Source organism: Maritimimonas sp. 2405UD52-3 (genome assembly GCF_056591715.1).
In genome coordinates this window covers 113921-130156 of record NZ_JBWQOL010000003.1, presented here as the reverse complement: position 1 = coordinate 130156, position 16236 = coordinate 113921, and the positions used below count along the sequence as shown (strand labels likewise).

General features: G+C 34.3%; 17 protein-coding genes. 8 read left to right on the top strand and 9 right to left on the bottom strand.

Features of this window, described 5'->3' with window-relative positions; genetic code table 11:
- Nucleotides 1-18: 18 nt before the first annotated feature.
- The 3 genes from AC1EU5_RS08465 to AC1EU5_RS08455 all read left to right on the top strand — a co-directional run bounded on the left by AC1EU5_RS08465 (nt 19) and on the right by AC1EU5_RS08455 (nt 2812).
- Entirely contained in the window at nt 19-588 is a 570-nt protein-coding gene (locus AC1EU5_RS08465) for a type 1 periplasmic binding fold superfamily protein (RefSeq protein WP_480191943.1), read from the top strand.
- A 126-nt stretch (nt 589-714) separates the two neighbouring features.
- Nucleotides 715-2184 carry a M28 family peptidase gene (locus tag AC1EU5_RS08460; protein WP_480191942.1) on the top strand — a complete coding sequence of 490 codons (1470 nt, stop codon included), beginning with the start codon at nt 715-717 and terminating at the stop codon, nt 2182-2184.
- 1 nt (nt 2185) lies between these two features.
- Nucleotides 2186-2812: a chromophore lyase CpcT/CpeT gene (locus tag AC1EU5_RS08455; protein WP_480191941.1), complete on the top strand. Its 627-nt coding sequence runs from the start codon at nt 2186-2188 to the stop codon at nt 2810-2812.
- Between the two features lie 9 nt (nt 2813-2821).
- On the opposite strand, the gene AC1EU5_RS08450 is transcribed toward AC1EU5_RS08455, so the two are convergent.
- From AC1EU5_RS08450 to AC1EU5_RS08440, 3 genes are read right to left on the bottom strand one after another with little or no spacing between them, the layout of a single operon-like run.
- Nucleotides 2822-3430 (bottom strand): fumarylacetoacetate hydrolase family protein, encoded by a 609-nt coding sequence (locus tag AC1EU5_RS08450; protein ID WP_480191940.1) that lies wholly within the window; start codon nt 3428-3430, stop codon nt 2822-2824.
- A gap of 12 nt (nt 3431-3442) precedes the next feature.
- Nucleotides 3443-4315, bottom strand: coding sequence for a formyltetrahydrofolate deformylase (gene purU, locus AC1EU5_RS08445; protein WP_480191939.1), 873 nt, complete (start codon nt 4313-4315; stop codon nt 3443-3445).
- Nucleotides 4316-4325: 10 nt separating this feature from the next.
- A complete protein-coding gene (locus tag AC1EU5_RS08440) occupies nt 4326-5165 on the bottom strand; it encodes a 1,4-dihydroxy-2-naphthoyl-CoA synthase (protein WP_480191938.1) in 840 nt (279 codons plus the stop codon).
- Between the two features lie 89 nt (nt 5166-5254).
- Between AC1EU5_RS08440 and AC1EU5_RS08435 the strand changes: the two genes are divergently transcribed.
- On the top strand, nt 5255-6499 hold the full coding sequence (locus AC1EU5_RS08435; RefSeq protein ID WP_480191937.1) for an alpha/beta hydrolase: 1245 nt from the start codon (nt 5255-5257) through the stop codon (nt 6497-6499).
- A 56-nt stretch (nt 6500-6555) separates the two neighbouring features.
- On the opposite strand, the gene AC1EU5_RS08430 is transcribed toward AC1EU5_RS08435, so the two are convergent.
- The 6 genes from AC1EU5_RS08430 to AC1EU5_RS08405 all read right to left on the bottom strand — a co-directional run bounded on the left by AC1EU5_RS08430 (nt 6556) and on the right by AC1EU5_RS08405 (nt 11503).
- Nucleotides 6556-6969 (bottom strand): S1 RNA-binding domain-containing protein, encoded by a 414-nt coding sequence (locus AC1EU5_RS08430; protein ID WP_480191936.1) that lies wholly within the window; start codon nt 6967-6969, stop codon nt 6556-6558.
- A 69-nt stretch (nt 6970-7038) separates the two neighbouring features.
- On the bottom strand, nt 7039-7374 hold the full coding sequence (locus tag AC1EU5_RS08425; protein ID WP_480191935.1) for a DUF2853 family protein: 336 nt from the start codon (nt 7372-7374) through the stop codon (nt 7039-7041).
- 103 nt (nt 7375-7477) lie between these two features.
- Nucleotides 7478-9139 carry a 2-succinyl-5-enolpyruvyl-6-hydroxy-3-cyclohexene-1-carboxylic-acid synthase gene (gene menD / locus AC1EU5_RS08420; RefSeq protein WP_480191934.1) on the bottom strand — a complete coding sequence of 554 codons (1662 nt, stop codon included), beginning with the start codon at nt 9137-9139 and terminating at the stop codon, nt 7478-7480.
- Nucleotides 9140-9166: 27 nt separating this feature from the next.
- Nucleotides 9167-10171 (bottom strand): chorismate-binding protein, encoded by a 1005-nt coding sequence (locus tag AC1EU5_RS08415; protein ID WP_480191933.1) that lies wholly within the window; start codon nt 10169-10171, stop codon nt 9167-9169.
- 52 nt (nt 10172-10223) lie between these two features.
- Complete coding sequence (locus tag AC1EU5_RS08410; protein ID WP_480191932.1) at nt 10224-11084, bottom strand: alpha/beta fold hydrolase; 861 nt, start codon at nt 11082-11084, stop codon at nt 10224-10226.
- Between the two features lie 5 nt (nt 11085-11089).
- Nucleotides 11090-11503, bottom strand: coding sequence for a hotdog fold thioesterase (locus tag AC1EU5_RS08405; protein ID WP_480191931.1), 414 nt, complete (start codon nt 11501-11503; stop codon nt 11090-11092).
- Between the two features lie 88 nt (nt 11504-11591).
- On the opposite strand from AC1EU5_RS08405, the gene AC1EU5_RS08400 reads away from it, so the two are divergent.
- The 4 genes from AC1EU5_RS08400 to uvrB all read left to right on the top strand — a co-directional run bounded on the left by AC1EU5_RS08400 (nt 11592) and on the right by uvrB (nt 16039).
- Nucleotides 11592-12101, top strand: coding sequence for an IS1096 element passenger TnpR family protein (locus AC1EU5_RS08400; RefSeq protein WP_480191930.1), 510 nt, complete (start codon nt 11592-11594; stop codon nt 12099-12101).
- Nucleotides 12102-12186: 85 nt separating this feature from the next.
- Entirely contained in the window at nt 12187-13086 is a 900-nt protein-coding gene (locus AC1EU5_RS08395; RefSeq protein ID WP_480191929.1) for an ABC transporter ATP-binding protein, read from the top strand.
- Nucleotides 13087-13092: 6 nt separating this feature from the next.
- Nucleotides 13093-13944, top strand: coding sequence for an ABC transporter permease (locus AC1EU5_RS08390; protein WP_480191928.1), 852 nt, complete (start codon nt 13093-13095; stop codon nt 13942-13944).
- A 106-nt stretch (nt 13945-14050) separates the two neighbouring features.
- Nucleotides 14051-16039, top strand: a complete 1989-nt coding sequence (gene uvrB / locus AC1EU5_RS08385) for an excinuclease ABC subunit UvrB (protein ID WP_480191927.1) — start codon at nt 14051-14053, stop codon at nt 16037-16039.
- The last annotated feature ends 197 nt before the right edge of the window (nt 16040-16236 follow it).

The window sequence follows — 16236 nt, the reverse complement described above, 5'->3', positions numbered from 1 at the left end:
ACTTTAAAAAATAAAAACATGAAAAATTTAAAATTAGCAAGTCTTTTATTCTTCTCACTTGTTCTGTTATCTGCTTGTTCTAGTGATGATGATACTCCAGAGCCGGTTAATGAACCAGAGCTTATTACAACAGTAAAAATAACTTTGACACCTAGTACTGCTGGACTTTCTACAGTAGTTTTAGAGAGTATAGATTCAGATGGTGACGAAGGACCTGCCCCAGCAATTAATACTGTTGATGGTGACCTTTTGGCTGGTGAAGCCTACACAGGAACTGTTGAGTTTTTTAATGACAATGAAACTCCACCAGAGAATATTACCGATGAAGTTGAAACAGAAGATGATGAGCATCAAGTATTTTTTACCGCTGGCAGTGCATTAGATGTTACTACTTCAAACCTAAATCAAGATGGCGATGGTAACGCACTGGGTACCGAATTTACGTTAACTGCAGGAGCTGTAAGTAACGGAACGCTCACAGTTACACTCCGTCATGAACCAACTAAACCAAATGGTGGTGATTTAACAGTAGCTGGAGGTGAAACAGACGCAGAACGTATTTTCAATCTTGAAGTAGTAGATTTATAAAATTTTATTAATTATTTAAAAAACACCCTTAGAATTTAATTCTAAGGGTGTTTTACTTTATATAGTATCATCAAAAAAATATAAATCATTTAAATTAATTACCTTTAGTTTCTTAATTACTTAAGTATGAAAAAAATTACACTATTCTTATTTGGATGTTTATTTTCACTTGGCTTATTCGCTCAAACAGAAGCTGAAAAAGTAACTTCTACTGTTACCAAAAATAATATTGAAGGACATATATACTTTCTCGCTTCTAACGAATTAAAAGGTAGAGAAACAGGCACTCTCGAAAATGACATAGCCGCTTCTTATTTAGCAAATAGCTTTAGACGTTATGGTGTAAAGCCTGCTGATAATGGTAGTTATTACCAAACTATAACTCTAGAGAAAGTTTCTGCGGCCGATAAAACCTCTATAAAATTAAACTCAATTTCTTCACAAAAATTAGCAACTGTAAAAGCGGGCAATACTAATTTCTTGGGAGAGGCTGTTTTTTTAAATTTTGGCTTGGAAGATGATTATAAAGGCAAAAATATTACCGGTAAATTAATTATTGCAAAAGCAGGTACACCAGACAATGAAACTTCAATGGGTGCATTCAATTCGGCTAAAGAAAAACGGAAATTAGCGCAGGAAAATGGTGCAGCTGGTTTAGTTGAACTTGCCAATGTAGATGATAAAGTGTGGGGGCAGTTCATGCACTATTTTAATGAGTCAAAGTTGACAGTTGCAAAAGAAGAAGAGGATAAAAGCATCCCCCATGTCTGGATGAAAAATTCTGGAGGAGCTATAGCAACAAAACTGGCTTCTGAGAAAAAAATTACTGCGTCTTTAATTATAGAAGGTATTAACAAATCAGAAATACGAGCTAAAAATGTGGTAGGTATGGTTGAAGGCACCGACGCAAAATTAAAAGACCAATATGTAATCTATTCGGCGCATTATGATCATATAGGTATTGGCAAACCAAATGCAGAAAAAGATTCTATTTATAATGGTGCAAGAGACAATGCTGTAGGTGTTGTTACTGTATTAAGTGCAGCTGAAAATATTGCAAAATATCCTACTAAGCGTTCGGCGCTCTTCATTTTATTTGATGCAGAAGAAAAAGGTTTATTAGGAAGCCAATATTATGTTGAAAATCCGGTAATTCCATTAAAACAAATGGTGTATTGCTTTAATAGTGATAATGGGGGGTATAATGATATCTCTAAAGCCACTATTATAGGTTTGGGAAGGACTACGGAAAAAGAGCATATTGTAAATGCCGCAAGGGAATTTGGTTTAGAAGCCATTGATGATCCGGCACCAGAACAAGGGTTGTTTGATCGGTCAGATAATGTGCATTTTGCCAAAAAGGGTGTTCCTGCTCCTACATATAGTATGGGCTTTACAGCTTTTGATGCAGAACTCATGAAATATTATCACCAAGCGGCTGACAATCCGGAAAGTATAGACTATAACTATTTAGATAAGTTTTTTAAATCATATGTATTGGCATGTAGACTCATTGCAAATGATATGGAGACACCTTTTTGGACAGAAGGGGATAAATACTATGATGCTGGTATGAAGCTCTATAATAAGAAATAAAATGAGATACCTGGTTTTATTTTTTACATTGATGTTCTTTACTGTTTCATGTAAAAAAGTTGAAAAAACTCCTGAAATTGATACCGAATTAAATGAACTTTTTGGTTTAATGCAAGGTTCTTTTAACTCTGAAAGTCAAGCTAAAGCAGACTCTACATATTACAATATTTCATTACATATGTACCCCATATGGAAAGATCAAGGTAATTTCTTATATGTAGAGCAGGCCATAAATAGTGCTCAAGATAGGCCTTACAGACAACGTATTTATGAAGTTACACGATTGAATGACAGTATTTTTAGTTCGGCTATTTATACAATACCTGCTGATTCACTTTGGATTGGTAAATGGAAAAATCCAGAAGATTTTAAAGCACTCACAAAAGAAGATCTTGCTATTAGAAATAGCTGCGAGGTACTCTTAAAAAGAATAGGTGAGAAGCATTTTAGAGGTCAAACAGGCAAAGCCACTTGTGAAAGCACATTGCGCGGTGCTTCTTATGCCACCAGTGAAGTAGAAATCTTAAAAGACCAAATTATTTCTTGGGATAGAGGTTTTGATGCTGAAGGTAAGCATGTATGGGGTGCTGAAAAAGGTGGTTATGTATTTGATAAGTTAGAAAATTAACGGAAATCGTTATTTCACCTTAATGTTAAATGCCTGCTGGTCTTCAATTTTACCAATTAAAACATCATTTTCTTCTACTTTACCAACACCAGCTGGTGTTCCGGTAAATATAATATCTCCTTTTTTCAACGTAAAAAATTGAGATATATAAGCTATCAATTCATCAACTTTCCAGAGCATAGCATTAGTATTGCCTTGTTGTACCACTATATCATTCTTCAACAGTTGAAAGTTAAGATTCTCTAAATCAAACTCCGTTTTACGGTAGAATTGACCAATAACTGCACTACCATCAAAAGCCTTTGCTTTCTCCCAGGGTAAACCTTTTTCTTTACATTCAGATTGTACATCTCTTGCCGTGAAATCAATACCTAAGCCTATTTCATCATAATATTTATGCGCAAATTTTTTATCAATATATTTACCCACTTTATTGATCTTGACCAATACCTCTACCTCATGATGCACATTATTCGTAAAGGGTGGAATAAAAAAGGGCATCTTCCTTGGTAAAACAGCAGAATCAGGTTTTAAGAAAACTACAGGATGTTCCGGTCGCTCATTGGCTAATTCTTCTATATGTTTGGCATAATTTCGACCTATACAAATGATCTTCATACTTCAGTAAAATTATTCAGATCCTGTTTCAGGAAAAACAACAGTTCTATTTTCATGAACAATGATCTGACGCTGCAAGTGATACTTTACTGCCTTTGCCAATACCAAACGTTCTACATCAGCACCTATCTTCTTTAAGCTTTCAGGAGTACTCTCATGGGTTACTCTTTCTATACCTTGCTCAATAATGGGCCCCTCATCTAGATCAGCAGTAGCATAGTGAGCTGTAGCGCCAATTAGCTTTACCCCTCTTTCATAGGCTCTTTTATAAGGGTTAGCCCCCTGAAAAGCTGGTAAAAATGAATGATGAATATTGATGATCCGTTGCGGGTATCTATTGATAAAGTCTTCAGATAATATTTGCATATATCTTGCCATAACGATCAAATCAATACCATGATTATCTAAAAGTTCCACGACCTGGGTTTCCTGTTGTTCTTTGGTATCTTTAGTTATGGGCAAGTGGTAATAATCAACCCCAAACATATCTGCTATAGGTTTTAACTTATTGTGATTACTAATAATCATTTTAATATCACAATCTAACTTTCCTTCTTTTTGCCGCTCTAACAAATCATATAAACAGTGACTTGTATGCGATACCATAATGGCAACTTTAGCTTTTTCTTCATCATAATAGGAAGACCAAAGGAATTCATTAGGTTCAGCAATCCTCAGAAATCGTTCTTCAAGAACTTCTTTTGAAATATTAATCCCTTCTGAATCAAGCCGAATGCGCATGTAATAGCCATTTTGAGCAACATTTACATATTGTTGGCAACTAACGATATTAAATCCTTCCTTATAAAAAAAGTTAGTAATTTCTGCCACTAAACCTTTCTTATCAGGGCATTTAATTAAAAAAGTAACTATTTGATTTTTCACTCCTACGCAGTTATGGTATCCACTTCTTTTGAAAATTAGGCTTCCGCTTTTCTAAAAAAGCATCTCTACCTTCTTTAGCCTCGTCGGTCATATATGCTAAACGAGTGGCTTCGCCGGCAAACACCTGTTGCCCTACCATACCATCGTCTGTTAAATTCATGGCAAACTTGAGCATTTTTATTGAAGTTGGTGACTTTGCCAGTATTTCTTGTGCCCATTGATACGCAGTACTTTCCAATTCATCATGAGGTATTACGGCATTCACCATGCCCATTTCATAAGCTTCCTGAGCAGAATAATTACGTCCTAAAAAGAAAATTTCACGTGCTTTTTTTTGACCCACCATTTTAGCCAGATAAGCCGAACCATAGCCGCCATCAAAACTGGTGACATCAGCATCAGTTTGCTTAAAAATAGCATGTTCTTTACTGGCCAAGGTCAAATCACATACCACATGCAAGCTGTGTCCTCCGCCAACAGCCCATCCGGGTACCACCGCAATCACAGCTTTGGGCATAAAACGAATCAAACGCTGCACTTCTAATATGTTTAACCTATGATAACCGTCTTCTCCTACATATCCTTGATGCCCTCTTGCCTTTTGGTCTCCCCCAGAGCAAAAGCTCCAAACCCCATCCTTAGTTGAAGGACCCTCTGCGGACAATAAAACCACTCCAATAGTGGTGTCTTCCTGCGCATCATAGAACGCTTCATATAATTCACTTGTAGTTTTTGGACGAAACGCATTACGCACATTTGGCCTGTTAAAGGCGATTCTTGCTACCCCTCCAGCCTTTTTATAGGTAATATCTTCAAACTTTTTTTCAACTTTCCAGTCTATCTGTATCATATTTTGGAAATTATTTCGTTTGTAAAGATATGATTAAGAAAAAGACTTTAAAAGCTAAGTCTTTTAAAAACATAATTAAAAGTAAAGCGATGAAAAAATTGTACTTTAAATTTTTCTTTTTATTGATTGCTACTAGTGCTTTCGCACAGGTACACATGGAGAAATTTTCATCTTCAGAGTTAGCTGGAGAGGAGTCAAACGAGCGAATTTTAAAAATATATGTACCAGAATCGTATAAAGCGGATTCAACAAAGGTATATCCTCTGGCCGTAGTGTTAGACGCGGAGCACTTATTTGATTTATATGTGGCCAATGCCAGATTGTTTGCATTAAAGGACAAAGCTCCTGAGCAAATAGTGGTTGGGATCTTTCAAAACCAAAATGGTGAACGCAAAAGAGATGCTGAGATAAGTATAGAGAATAGTATGCTTACTGAAAGTAGTTCTAAATTCTATAAGTTCATTAGAAATGAACTTATTAATTATATAGACGATAAATACAGAATTTCTCAGTTTAAGACCATTGTAGGTAATACTCTTACGGGGAACTTTATTAATTATTATTTAGTAGAGAAAGACCCTATTTTCAATGCGTTTATTAGCATCAATGCTTCTTTTCCTCAGGAAATAGCAGGTTTATTCAAATCTAAGGTTCCTTATGTAGAAAAGAAGATCTATTACTATCTAAATACAGGGGAGTATAATGGTGTAAAACGTGATGAAAACATCAAAAAAGTACATTATGTGCTTGATAATGTAGAAAATGAGAACTTCAGTTATAAGTTTGATGAGTTTAAAAACTCAACTAAAATTGCATCCATAGGACAGGCAATCTCTGGAGCATTAGCGCATATATTTGAAATGTACTCTTCTATTTCTAAGGAAGAATTCGATGAGCACATTGCTGAATTAAGTCCTGCTGAAGCCATTGAATATTTAGAGAAAAAATATGTTGAGATTCAATATCTATTTGGTGCAAACATGAAAATAAGACAGCGTGATATCTTTGCTGTTGAATCAATTGTATTAGATAAAGAGAATGGTGATTATTTAGAAGAATTTGGTAAAATGATCAACCGTTTATACCCTGAATCTCCAATAGGTGACTACTATATTGGTCAGTATTATGAAACAGGTAATGACTTTAAGAGAGCATTAAAATATTATAAGAATGGTTATGCTAAGATATCATCAGATGATCCACATGCTGATGGTTACTACCAAAATGTAGAACGTGTTTTAGCAAAGACAAAAGAATTAAAAGCGCCGGTGGAAGAAGAAATCATCGAGGAAGAAGAGGTGATTGAAGAAGAGAGCGGCGAAGGCCAAAAGTAAGAAAAGTTCGTTTACTTTACTATTCGGTAAGACTCAAGGTTTAAGTATCTTGGGTTTTACTTTTTTATAAGATAAATGGCTTCATCAGTAATCCTGATGATTTTCTTTTTATAAAGATTACCCACTGCTTTTTTAAAGTTCTTTTTGCTCATCTGCAAGCTTTCTCTAATATCTTCTGAAGGGCTTTTATCAGTTAGAAATAGTACTCCATCATTTTTTTGAATGGCTTCCAGCACTTTTGTACTTACCTGCTCAATAATATTCTTAAACTTTTGTGGTTGTAATACTACATCAATTTTATCATCCTCTCTTATTTTTTTAACAAAACCCTCTACAAACTGGCCTTCATGTATCTCCTGAAATATTTCATTATGATACAACAAACCTTCTATAGCCTCATTGATCAAAACTACATATCCTAATGGTGTTTTTTTACCAATAATTAAATCTACTTTGTCCCCTACTTGCATAATTAAAAGGATAAAAAAACCTCAAATCTCAGGGACTTGAGGCTTATATTGAATAAAAAAATGTACTTATTAATTATATACAGACTCTTTGTTAAAATGTTTTGTCAACAAATAATAAACTACCGCTCTATATTTTGTACGATTAGAACGTCCATATTTTTCCATAACCGCATCAATGGCTTCATCAGCGCCGCTGGTAACACCTAACTTTTTGCCTAAGAAGTTATTCTTTACAGTTTCTAATTCTTTTTCATCAGAACCAGATACGGTGGCAGAGTCTTTATTGTAAATTGATGGACCACAACCAATAGTTACTTTAGTCAGCAGATCCATATCGGGGTTTACACCACATTTATCTTTAAGATCAATGGCATATTTTGCAATAAGCTCATCTCTTTTACTCATAATTTTTTTGCTTTAATTGATTAATAATGAAAGTGTTAGTTAAACATCTCAAATATAATCAATTTTTTAACACGTTTAAAATATAATCCCTAAAACAAGTGCATTACTTGATAAACTCAAAATACTCTTTAAGTACCTGATCATTTAAATTAGAAGGTGTAAAGATTTCCAACAATTTTGGTTTTTCAGAGGCTGTATAAAAATCTAGTAAATGCATTTCTAACACATCTAATTTCTTGGCTGATTGATATTGAAAATTATACATTTTGCATAAATGAGAAGCATCTAATTGATGATTTGTCTCAAAATATTCATATGCGTTCGATTCTGATGGGCCTGGAATAATTCTAAAAATGCCTCCACCTGAATTGTTGATGAGAATGATCCTAAAATTTGAAGGGATGTAGTCATTCCATAATGCATTACTATCATAGAAAAAACTAAGGTCTCCTGTAACAAATATGACTTGTTTTTCATTTGCAACAGCCGCACCAATAGCTGTAGAGGTACTTCCATCAATACCGCTTGTCCCCCTATTACAAAAAACTTCTAATGTGCTTTTAAGATCAAATAATTGAGTATAGCGAATCACCGAACTATTTGAAAGTTGTAATTGTGAGTGTTCAGGCAGACTTTTTAAAATTATATCAAAAGCTTTAAAATCAGAATATGGTATATTTTCTAAATATGAGCTATGCTTTTGATTTCTCTTTTCTTTCAAAACAAGCCACTCATTTTTATAATTAGAAGGTGTACTTTCAAATTGATTGATTATGTGGCTAAAAAATATTTCAGAGTCGATCTCTATATGCTTACTTAGACAATGATAAGTATTTGGAGCATTCTTCACATCTACATGCCAATGCAGTTTTGGGGAGTACTTTCGTAAATATTGCTTAATCTTTTTAGAAACAATCATACCCCCAAAAGTGATCAATAAATCAGGCTGTAACACTTCAAACTCATCTGACTCAAGCGGAAAAATCAATTTATCAATTGAATTAACAAATTCTTCATGATAGAGATTAGAACTCGCTTCTGTCAGAATTATCAATGAGCTATCTTTTGCTAATTCATTAAGTAATTCTTGAATCTTCTTATTTGGAAATAACTCTCCTACCATGATCATCTTGCACTTTGAAGTCTTCCAAAGTTTTGAGCATTCCTCAAGACCAGCAGATGATAAATCTTTCTTCTTATAATTTAAAGAAGGAATTGCAGGTTTTGTTATGGTCAATTCATTGACAATATCATATAAGGGTTCATCAAAAGGTGTGTTGATATGCACAGGACCCTTTTGCGTCATGCAGGTATTTAATGCATTTTCTAGTACCCAACCATTTTTTTCTAAGTCATTTTCATAAAGATTAGCATTATACAAACTATGATTTGCAAAGACATTTTCTTGTCTGATAGTTTGTCCATCACCAACGTCAATCAAATGCTTAGGTCTATCTGCCGAAATGACTACTAAAGGAATATTACTATAAAATGCTTCCGCAACAGCAGGATAATAATTTAATAAGGCAGAACCTGAAGTGCAGACTACTGCTGTAGGCTTTCTAGTTTGTTGTGCAATTCCTAATGCAAAAAAGGCAGCGCAACGCTCATCTACAATGCTATAGTTTTTAATTTTAGGATGATTAACAAAGCCAATAGTAAGTGGGGCATTCCTAGAACCCGGAGAAATTACAACATGTTCAATACCATAAGAAGCACAATATTCAACAACCAATTGGGCTAGCTCTTTTTTGGGGTAGTTCATTCAGCTATTTTGTAGTACGAAAATACGCTAATTTGACAAAACCGACTTCATTACTTTACTCTTTTCAACGGTTTCCTGCCATTCATTTTCGGGGATGCTTTGGGTGGTAATTCCACCACCGATAAAAATTGAAATTCGAGACTTCTCTATTTTCATACAGCGTAGATTTACAAACAAAATTGATGTGTTTCTCACATTTAATTCGCCTAAAAATCCAGTATAAAACTCTCTCTCATAGCCTTCATTCTTTTGAATAAAATTTTTTGAGTTTTCTGTTGGAAATCCACAAACTGCAGGAGTTGGGTGTAACTGCTTAATCAATAATTCTAATTCATTCTTATTTGACAAATCTCCTCTGATATCACTTTTTAAATGTAATAAATCTCCAGCTTTTACAGTATATGGGTTTGATATGCTGATATTGTTGAACACATTAAGCTTCAAAGCTATATAATCAGTAACGATTTGTTGTTCATCCATTTCTTTTTGCCCCCAAGAAATATCTGAAGAGCCTCTAAAAACTTGCGTTCCTGCTAAAGAAACTGTAGAAAATTTACTACCCTTAACTTTTAAGAGTTTTTCAGGGGTTGCGCCCATCCATAATCCTACCTTTGGATGATACCATATATAAACAAAAGCTTTAGGATAATTCTTTAAAAGCTCTGTAAATGTATTTGGTAATGAAAATTTATTAAACGCTATGGTTTCCTTTCTGGATATGACAATTTTTTTAGCTTCTCCACTTTTAATATAGGTTATCGTGCGGTTAAGTAAATTTAAATATCCCTCTTTATCAGTTGGACTAGTTAAATCCAAATTTGATTTCTCATTAGCTATAAAACTTTCACTCAGTTCAGCCGTAAATGCATCACAATTGTTCTCAGAAAGAAGGACAGTCTTTTTATCCTTATCAAAAGGTGCAAATACAAATCCAGATTGATCATAACCTTCTAAATAATAGAGCTTATCATCTTTTTGAAAATAACCTTGCACCAATTCTTCTTCGGGTTTTCTAAAACAAACTAAAGGCATTTTTTGTAAAAATGCCTGATCTATTTTTTGAAGTAATTCATTAAAATCCAACCTAGTTAAGAGTTTTTAAAATTTCATTCTTTATTAAAGTAAAATTAGACCAAATTAGATCATGACCACCTTCAGGAATAGTAACCATTTCTATCTTTTCTTTATCCATGACTTCTTGAAGGAATTCAGAATTCTTATAAGGAACAATCCAGTCTTTATCTCCATGAATATTAATGATTTTTGAAGGACTCATATTCCATTTATCTTTATAACTTGGAAACTCTTCAACATGTGCATATTTTTCTTTTGCTGCCGCTTTTATAATGGAAGGTATTAGTGGTCGCGTCAATTTCCAATCATAAAAGCTTAGTGCTGCAAACATGGGTTCATATTCACCTACTACAGCAGCTGCCATAGCCACTTTATGCTTGTACTTTTTATCTGATGCTAATATTACAGGGCCTCCATAAGAATATCCTGCTAGAACAATTTTTTCAGCAGGAAAATCTTTAATAAGATCGTGTAAAACACCCAGTTCAAATTCCATTGAAGCGGCTACCTTTCCTGTATTTTTTGGACCATACCCTACTCGATCATAAGCTATTATATTGGCCTTTTCATTTAAAGTAGCATCTTTAAAGTATCGTTTAAAATCCATTGCAGATCCTGGTGACCCATGTACAAAAACAAGAACAGGCAGTGTGGTATCTATTTCCTGCTGCATATAAATAACACGATATTCAAAACCTTTATAAGTATTATATTCAATTTTAGGTGAGTTAACAGTCGTGGTTAATTCTTTTAATATCTTTTCATCAGATTTAGGTTTGATAAGAATATGAGCAGTAATCAACAAGGCAATAAAAAGGAATAGTATTACAATCCCTAAGATTTTTAAGATCTTCTTTAATCTTCTAACCATCAATTCTATTTAGAGATAATCATTGTAGTTAGTTTGCATAAAGATATTAGGCTTTCTGCTTCATCAGTTATTCTGATTTCCCATAATTGTGTAGTTTTTCCTTTATGGAGTGGTAAAGCAGTAGCTTTTACTATACCTCCTTTCACACTTTTTAGATGATTGGCTGAAATCTCAATACCCCGTACCATATGGGTTTCCATATTAATGGATAACGCTGCTGCAAAACTCCCAACAGTTTCTGCTAACGCAACGCTAGCACCACCGTGCAAAACACCATCTGGCTGATGCACTTTTGAGTTAACTGGCATAGTAGCCACCACTTTTTCCGGTGAAGCTTCTAAAAACTCAATACCCAAAGTTTCCATTAAGGTATTTTTAGAGGCATTGTTGACAATTTCTAGAAAAGGAGTGTTGCTCATAAGTAATCTTTAGCTGGGTAAAAGTAAGGAAATCTTGATACTATATAAAGCGAATTGGCTAACTTTGCCCAGAATATCAATTCATTGAATGGTTTATAAATTACGGATCATATTAGACACAGAAGAAGATGTTATCAGAGAGATTGCTATCTTAAATTCTGATTCTCTTGAGGACTTACACAATGCCATTACCAACGCTTTTGGTTTTGATGGATCAGAAATGGCTTCATTTTTTATGACCGATGATAATTGGAATCAAGGAGCTGAAATTCCTTTGTTTGACATGAGCGAAAATGGTGACTCTGTAACCATGCAACATTTTAAAGTTGAGGATGTATTAGATGAAGAAAAGAACAAGCTCATCTATGTATATGACTTCTTTTCAATGTGGTCTTTCTTTATTGAAATGGTTGATGTATTGGACGGTCTGAAAGAGCATGAATTACCTGCATTACTTTTTACATTAGGAAGAATTCCTGATGTAGCGCCTGAAAAAGAGTTCACTAGTGAATTAGTTCCAGATGCTCATACAAGCAATGATGTTGAGATAGACCTTGACGATTTTGACTTCGACAATTTTGAAGATTTGATGAATTAAAAGCTTCAACTTTTTTTTTAAGTTTATCTGTTACAAATGATTATTTTGGTCGTCATATTATACAACAACCAAACAATCATATCTTTTGGAAACAATCCTTTCACTTAAAAATTTAGATAAAAAATATGGCTCTGTACATGCTGTAAATAATCTTTCCTTTGACATTCAAAAAGGCAACGTATATGGCATTCTAGGGCCCAACGGTAGTGGTAAATCTACCACACTTGGCATCATCTTAAACGTTGTTAATAGAACGTCTGGTGAATTTAGCTGGTTTGATGGAGCAATTTCTACGCACGAAGCACTCAAAAAAGTTGGTGCTATTATAGAACGCCCCAATTTCTACCCTTATATGACAGCGGTTCAAAATTTAAAGCTGATCTGCAAGATTAAGGGCGTGTCTTATGAGAAGATTGATGAAAAGTTAAAAGTTGTAAACCTGTATGAACGCCGTAATAGTAAATTTAAAACCTATTCATTAGGAATGAAGCAGCGTTTAGCTATTGCTTCTGCCTTATTAAACGATCCTGAAATATTGATTTTAGATGAACCCACAAATGGTTTAGATCCTCAGGGTATTCATGAAATCAGACAAATTATCAAAGAAATTGCAAGTAATGGCACCACTATTCTTTTAGCCTCTCACTTATTAGATGAAGTAGAAAAAGTATGTACACATGTGGTTGTGATTCGTGAAGGGGTTAAATTATATTCTGGACGTGTGGATGAAATGACAGCATCTAACGGGCTTATTGAAATGAAAGTGGATACAGATGAAGACAAGTTGAAAGCTCTTTTGGAAAGCCACTCGGCTATAGGTTCCGTAAAAGAAGAAGATGGAAAGCTAATAGCTACACTTAAAGAAGAATTATCGGCTTCAGAAATGAATGCATATCTCTTCAAAAACGGAATTACACTATCGCATCTTATAAAACGTATGCCAACCTTAGAACAACAATTCTTAACCTTAACCAACAACAACTAAGCAACCATGTTACGACTTTTAGATATAGAATTTCATAAATTAAAACATAACCGCGCTAGCAGGGTTCTATCTATTATTTATTTTGCCTTGTTAACATCTATAGCATTGATTGCGGCTATCAAGTTTGATATCGGCCCTATAAAATTTCATCTGGCAGATCAGGGAATTTTTAATTTTCCATACATCTGGCACTTTAATACGTTTATGGCGGCTATTTTTAAATTCTTCTTGTTACTGGTGATTGTCTCTATGATGGCCAATGAGTATAGCAACAAAACTCTAAAGCAAAACCTAATTGATGGCTTAAGTAAAAAGGAATTTATCCTGTCAAAATTTTATACCGTTATTGCTTTTGCAGCAATTTCTACGGTTTTTGTATTTATAGTTTCCTTAATATTAGGCTATATCTACTCTGATTATAATGAGTTTGCCATTGTCTTTTCAGATCTTGAATATCTCTTAGCCTTTTTTATCAAATTGGTAGGTTTCTTCTCATTTGGTTTGTTCATGGGCATACTGGTAAAACGATCTGCTTTTGCTGTAGGTGGAATTATTGTATGGTTTATCATTGAAAGTATTGTTAAGGGATATCTTTTCTGGCAGTTCAGAGATCTCAATTTTGATTCAATTACCGAGAAAGTGAACAATGTCATGCAGTTCTTTCCTTTAGAAGCTATGGCGAACCTAATTAAAGAACCATTCACAAGACTAAATGCGGTACAAAGTGTTGCGAAGCAAGTAGGTGAAGATCTTTCTAAGGACTTTTCAGTTCAATTTTTAGATGTGATTATTGTATCATTTTGGGCATTTTTATTTATTTATTTATCGTATAGATTATTACAAAAAAGGGATTTGTAAATACTCAAATATATATACTATACCATGAGTATATATTAAGAATGGATTAGAGAAACATTAACTCTTTCATCGTTAAAATATGCGTTAGCTTCACTATTTTTGTTGAATGCAATTTACCCTTGAATCTGATTTTAAACCTACAGGAGATCAACCACAAGCCATAAATGAGCTTTGCAAGGGCATTGAAACTGGTGAAAAAGATCAAACCTTATTGGGTGTAACGGGTTCAGGAAAAACATTTACAGTTGCTAATGTTGTGCAGGAAATTCAACGACCAACCTTGGTATTAGCTCATAATAAGACCTTAGCTGCCCAATTATATTCTGAATTCAAACAGTTCTTTCCTAACAATGCTGTTGAATATTTTGTTTCATATTACGATTATTATCAACCAGAAGCCTATATTCCCGTAACAGGTTTGTATATAGAAAAAGATCTTTCTATCAATGATGATATTGAACGCTTGCGTCTAAGCACAACCTCTTCCCTACTTTCTGGAAGACGTGATGTGCTAGTAGTTGCATCTGTTTCATGTTTATATGGTATTGGTAACCCCATTGAGTTTAAAAAGAATGTCATTACCATTGAAGTTGATCAAAAAATAGCCAGAACTAAGTTCTTGCATCAGCTAGTTCAGAGCCTATATTCCAGAACTGATTTTGAGATTAAAAGTGGCACTTTTAAGGTGAAAGGTGATACGATTACTATTTTTCCCTCATATGGAGATCACGGGTATCGCGTTCACTTTTTTGGAGATGAAATTGAAGAGATAGAAAGTTTTGATATTGTCAACAATAAGATTATTGAACGCTATGATAAATTGAATATTTATCCTGCCAATCTTTTTGTCACTTCACCAGATGTTTTGCAAAATGCAATCCATTTGATCCAGGAAGATTTAGTCAAGCAAGTTGACTATTTTAACGAAATAGGAAAACATTTAGAAGCCAAACGCTTAAAAGAACGTACTGAGTTTGATTTAGAAATGATTCGTGAATTAGGCTACTGCTCTGGCATTGAAAATTATTCGCGTTATCTTGACGGAAGGGAAGCCGGCACACGCCCATTCTGTTTGTTGGATTATTTTCCTGATGATTACTTAATGGTAATAGATGAAAGCCATGTTACCATTCCCCAAGTGCACGCTATGTATGGTGGTGACCGTTCTCGCAAAGAGAATCTTGTGGAGTTTGGTTTTAGATTGCCTGCTGCCATGGACAACCGTCCGTTAAAATTTGAAGAATTTGAGGCCTTGCAAAATCAAGTTATTTATGTAAGTGCTACTCCGGCTGACTATGAACTACAAAAAACAGAAGGTGTTTTTGTAGAACAAGTCATTCGCCCTACAGGTTTATTAGATCCTGAAATTGAAGTGAGACCAAGCCTCAATCAAATTGATGATCTAATTGAAGAAATACAAGTGCGTGTTGAAAAAGACGAGCGCGTTTTAGTAACAACACTCACCAAAAGGATGGCTGAAGAATTGACCAAATACCTCACCAGAATTCAGGTACGTTGCCGTTATATTCATAGTGATGTTGATACACTAGAACGTGTGGAAATCATGCAAGATCTCCGTAAAGGATTATTTGATGTACTAATAGGTGTTAATCTTCTGCGGGAAGGGCTAGATTTACCAGAGGTATCTCTTGTTGCCATTTTAGATGCTGATAAAGAAGGGTTCTTACGTAGCCATCGTTCATTAACCCAAACAGTGGGGCGAGCCGCCCGGAATGTAAATGGTAGAGCTATTATGTATGCGGATAAAATCACCAATAGTATGCAATTAACTATTGATGAAACCAATAGAAGAAGAGAAAAACAAGTTGCTTATAATACAGCTAATAATATTACGCCTAAGCAGATCAAAAAGAATATTGATGATAGTCTAACTAAGAGTAATATCACTTCCTTTCATTATGATGCTGCAGCTACTATTGCGGCTGAACAAGATTTAGAATACTTACCAAAGCTTGAAATAGAAAAACGCATCAGAGAACGACAAAAACTGATGGAGCAAGCCGCTAAAGCCTTAGATTTTATTGCAGCTGCACAGTTGCGAGATGAAATTAAGGTGTTAAAAGAGCAGCTCTAATTTTACAGGAAAACCACTTACTAAAAAATAGGAAAAATCCTTTTAAAAATAGGAGTTTACCTCTTGATTTGCAACGCTTTATGGGTTTAATTTTGTACGAGAAAATTAAATTACTACTTAAAACGGGTGTCACAAATCAAAATTATACCCTGCTTTTAGAAGGTAATATAATGTGCTGCTATTAGAGCACTAAAAGT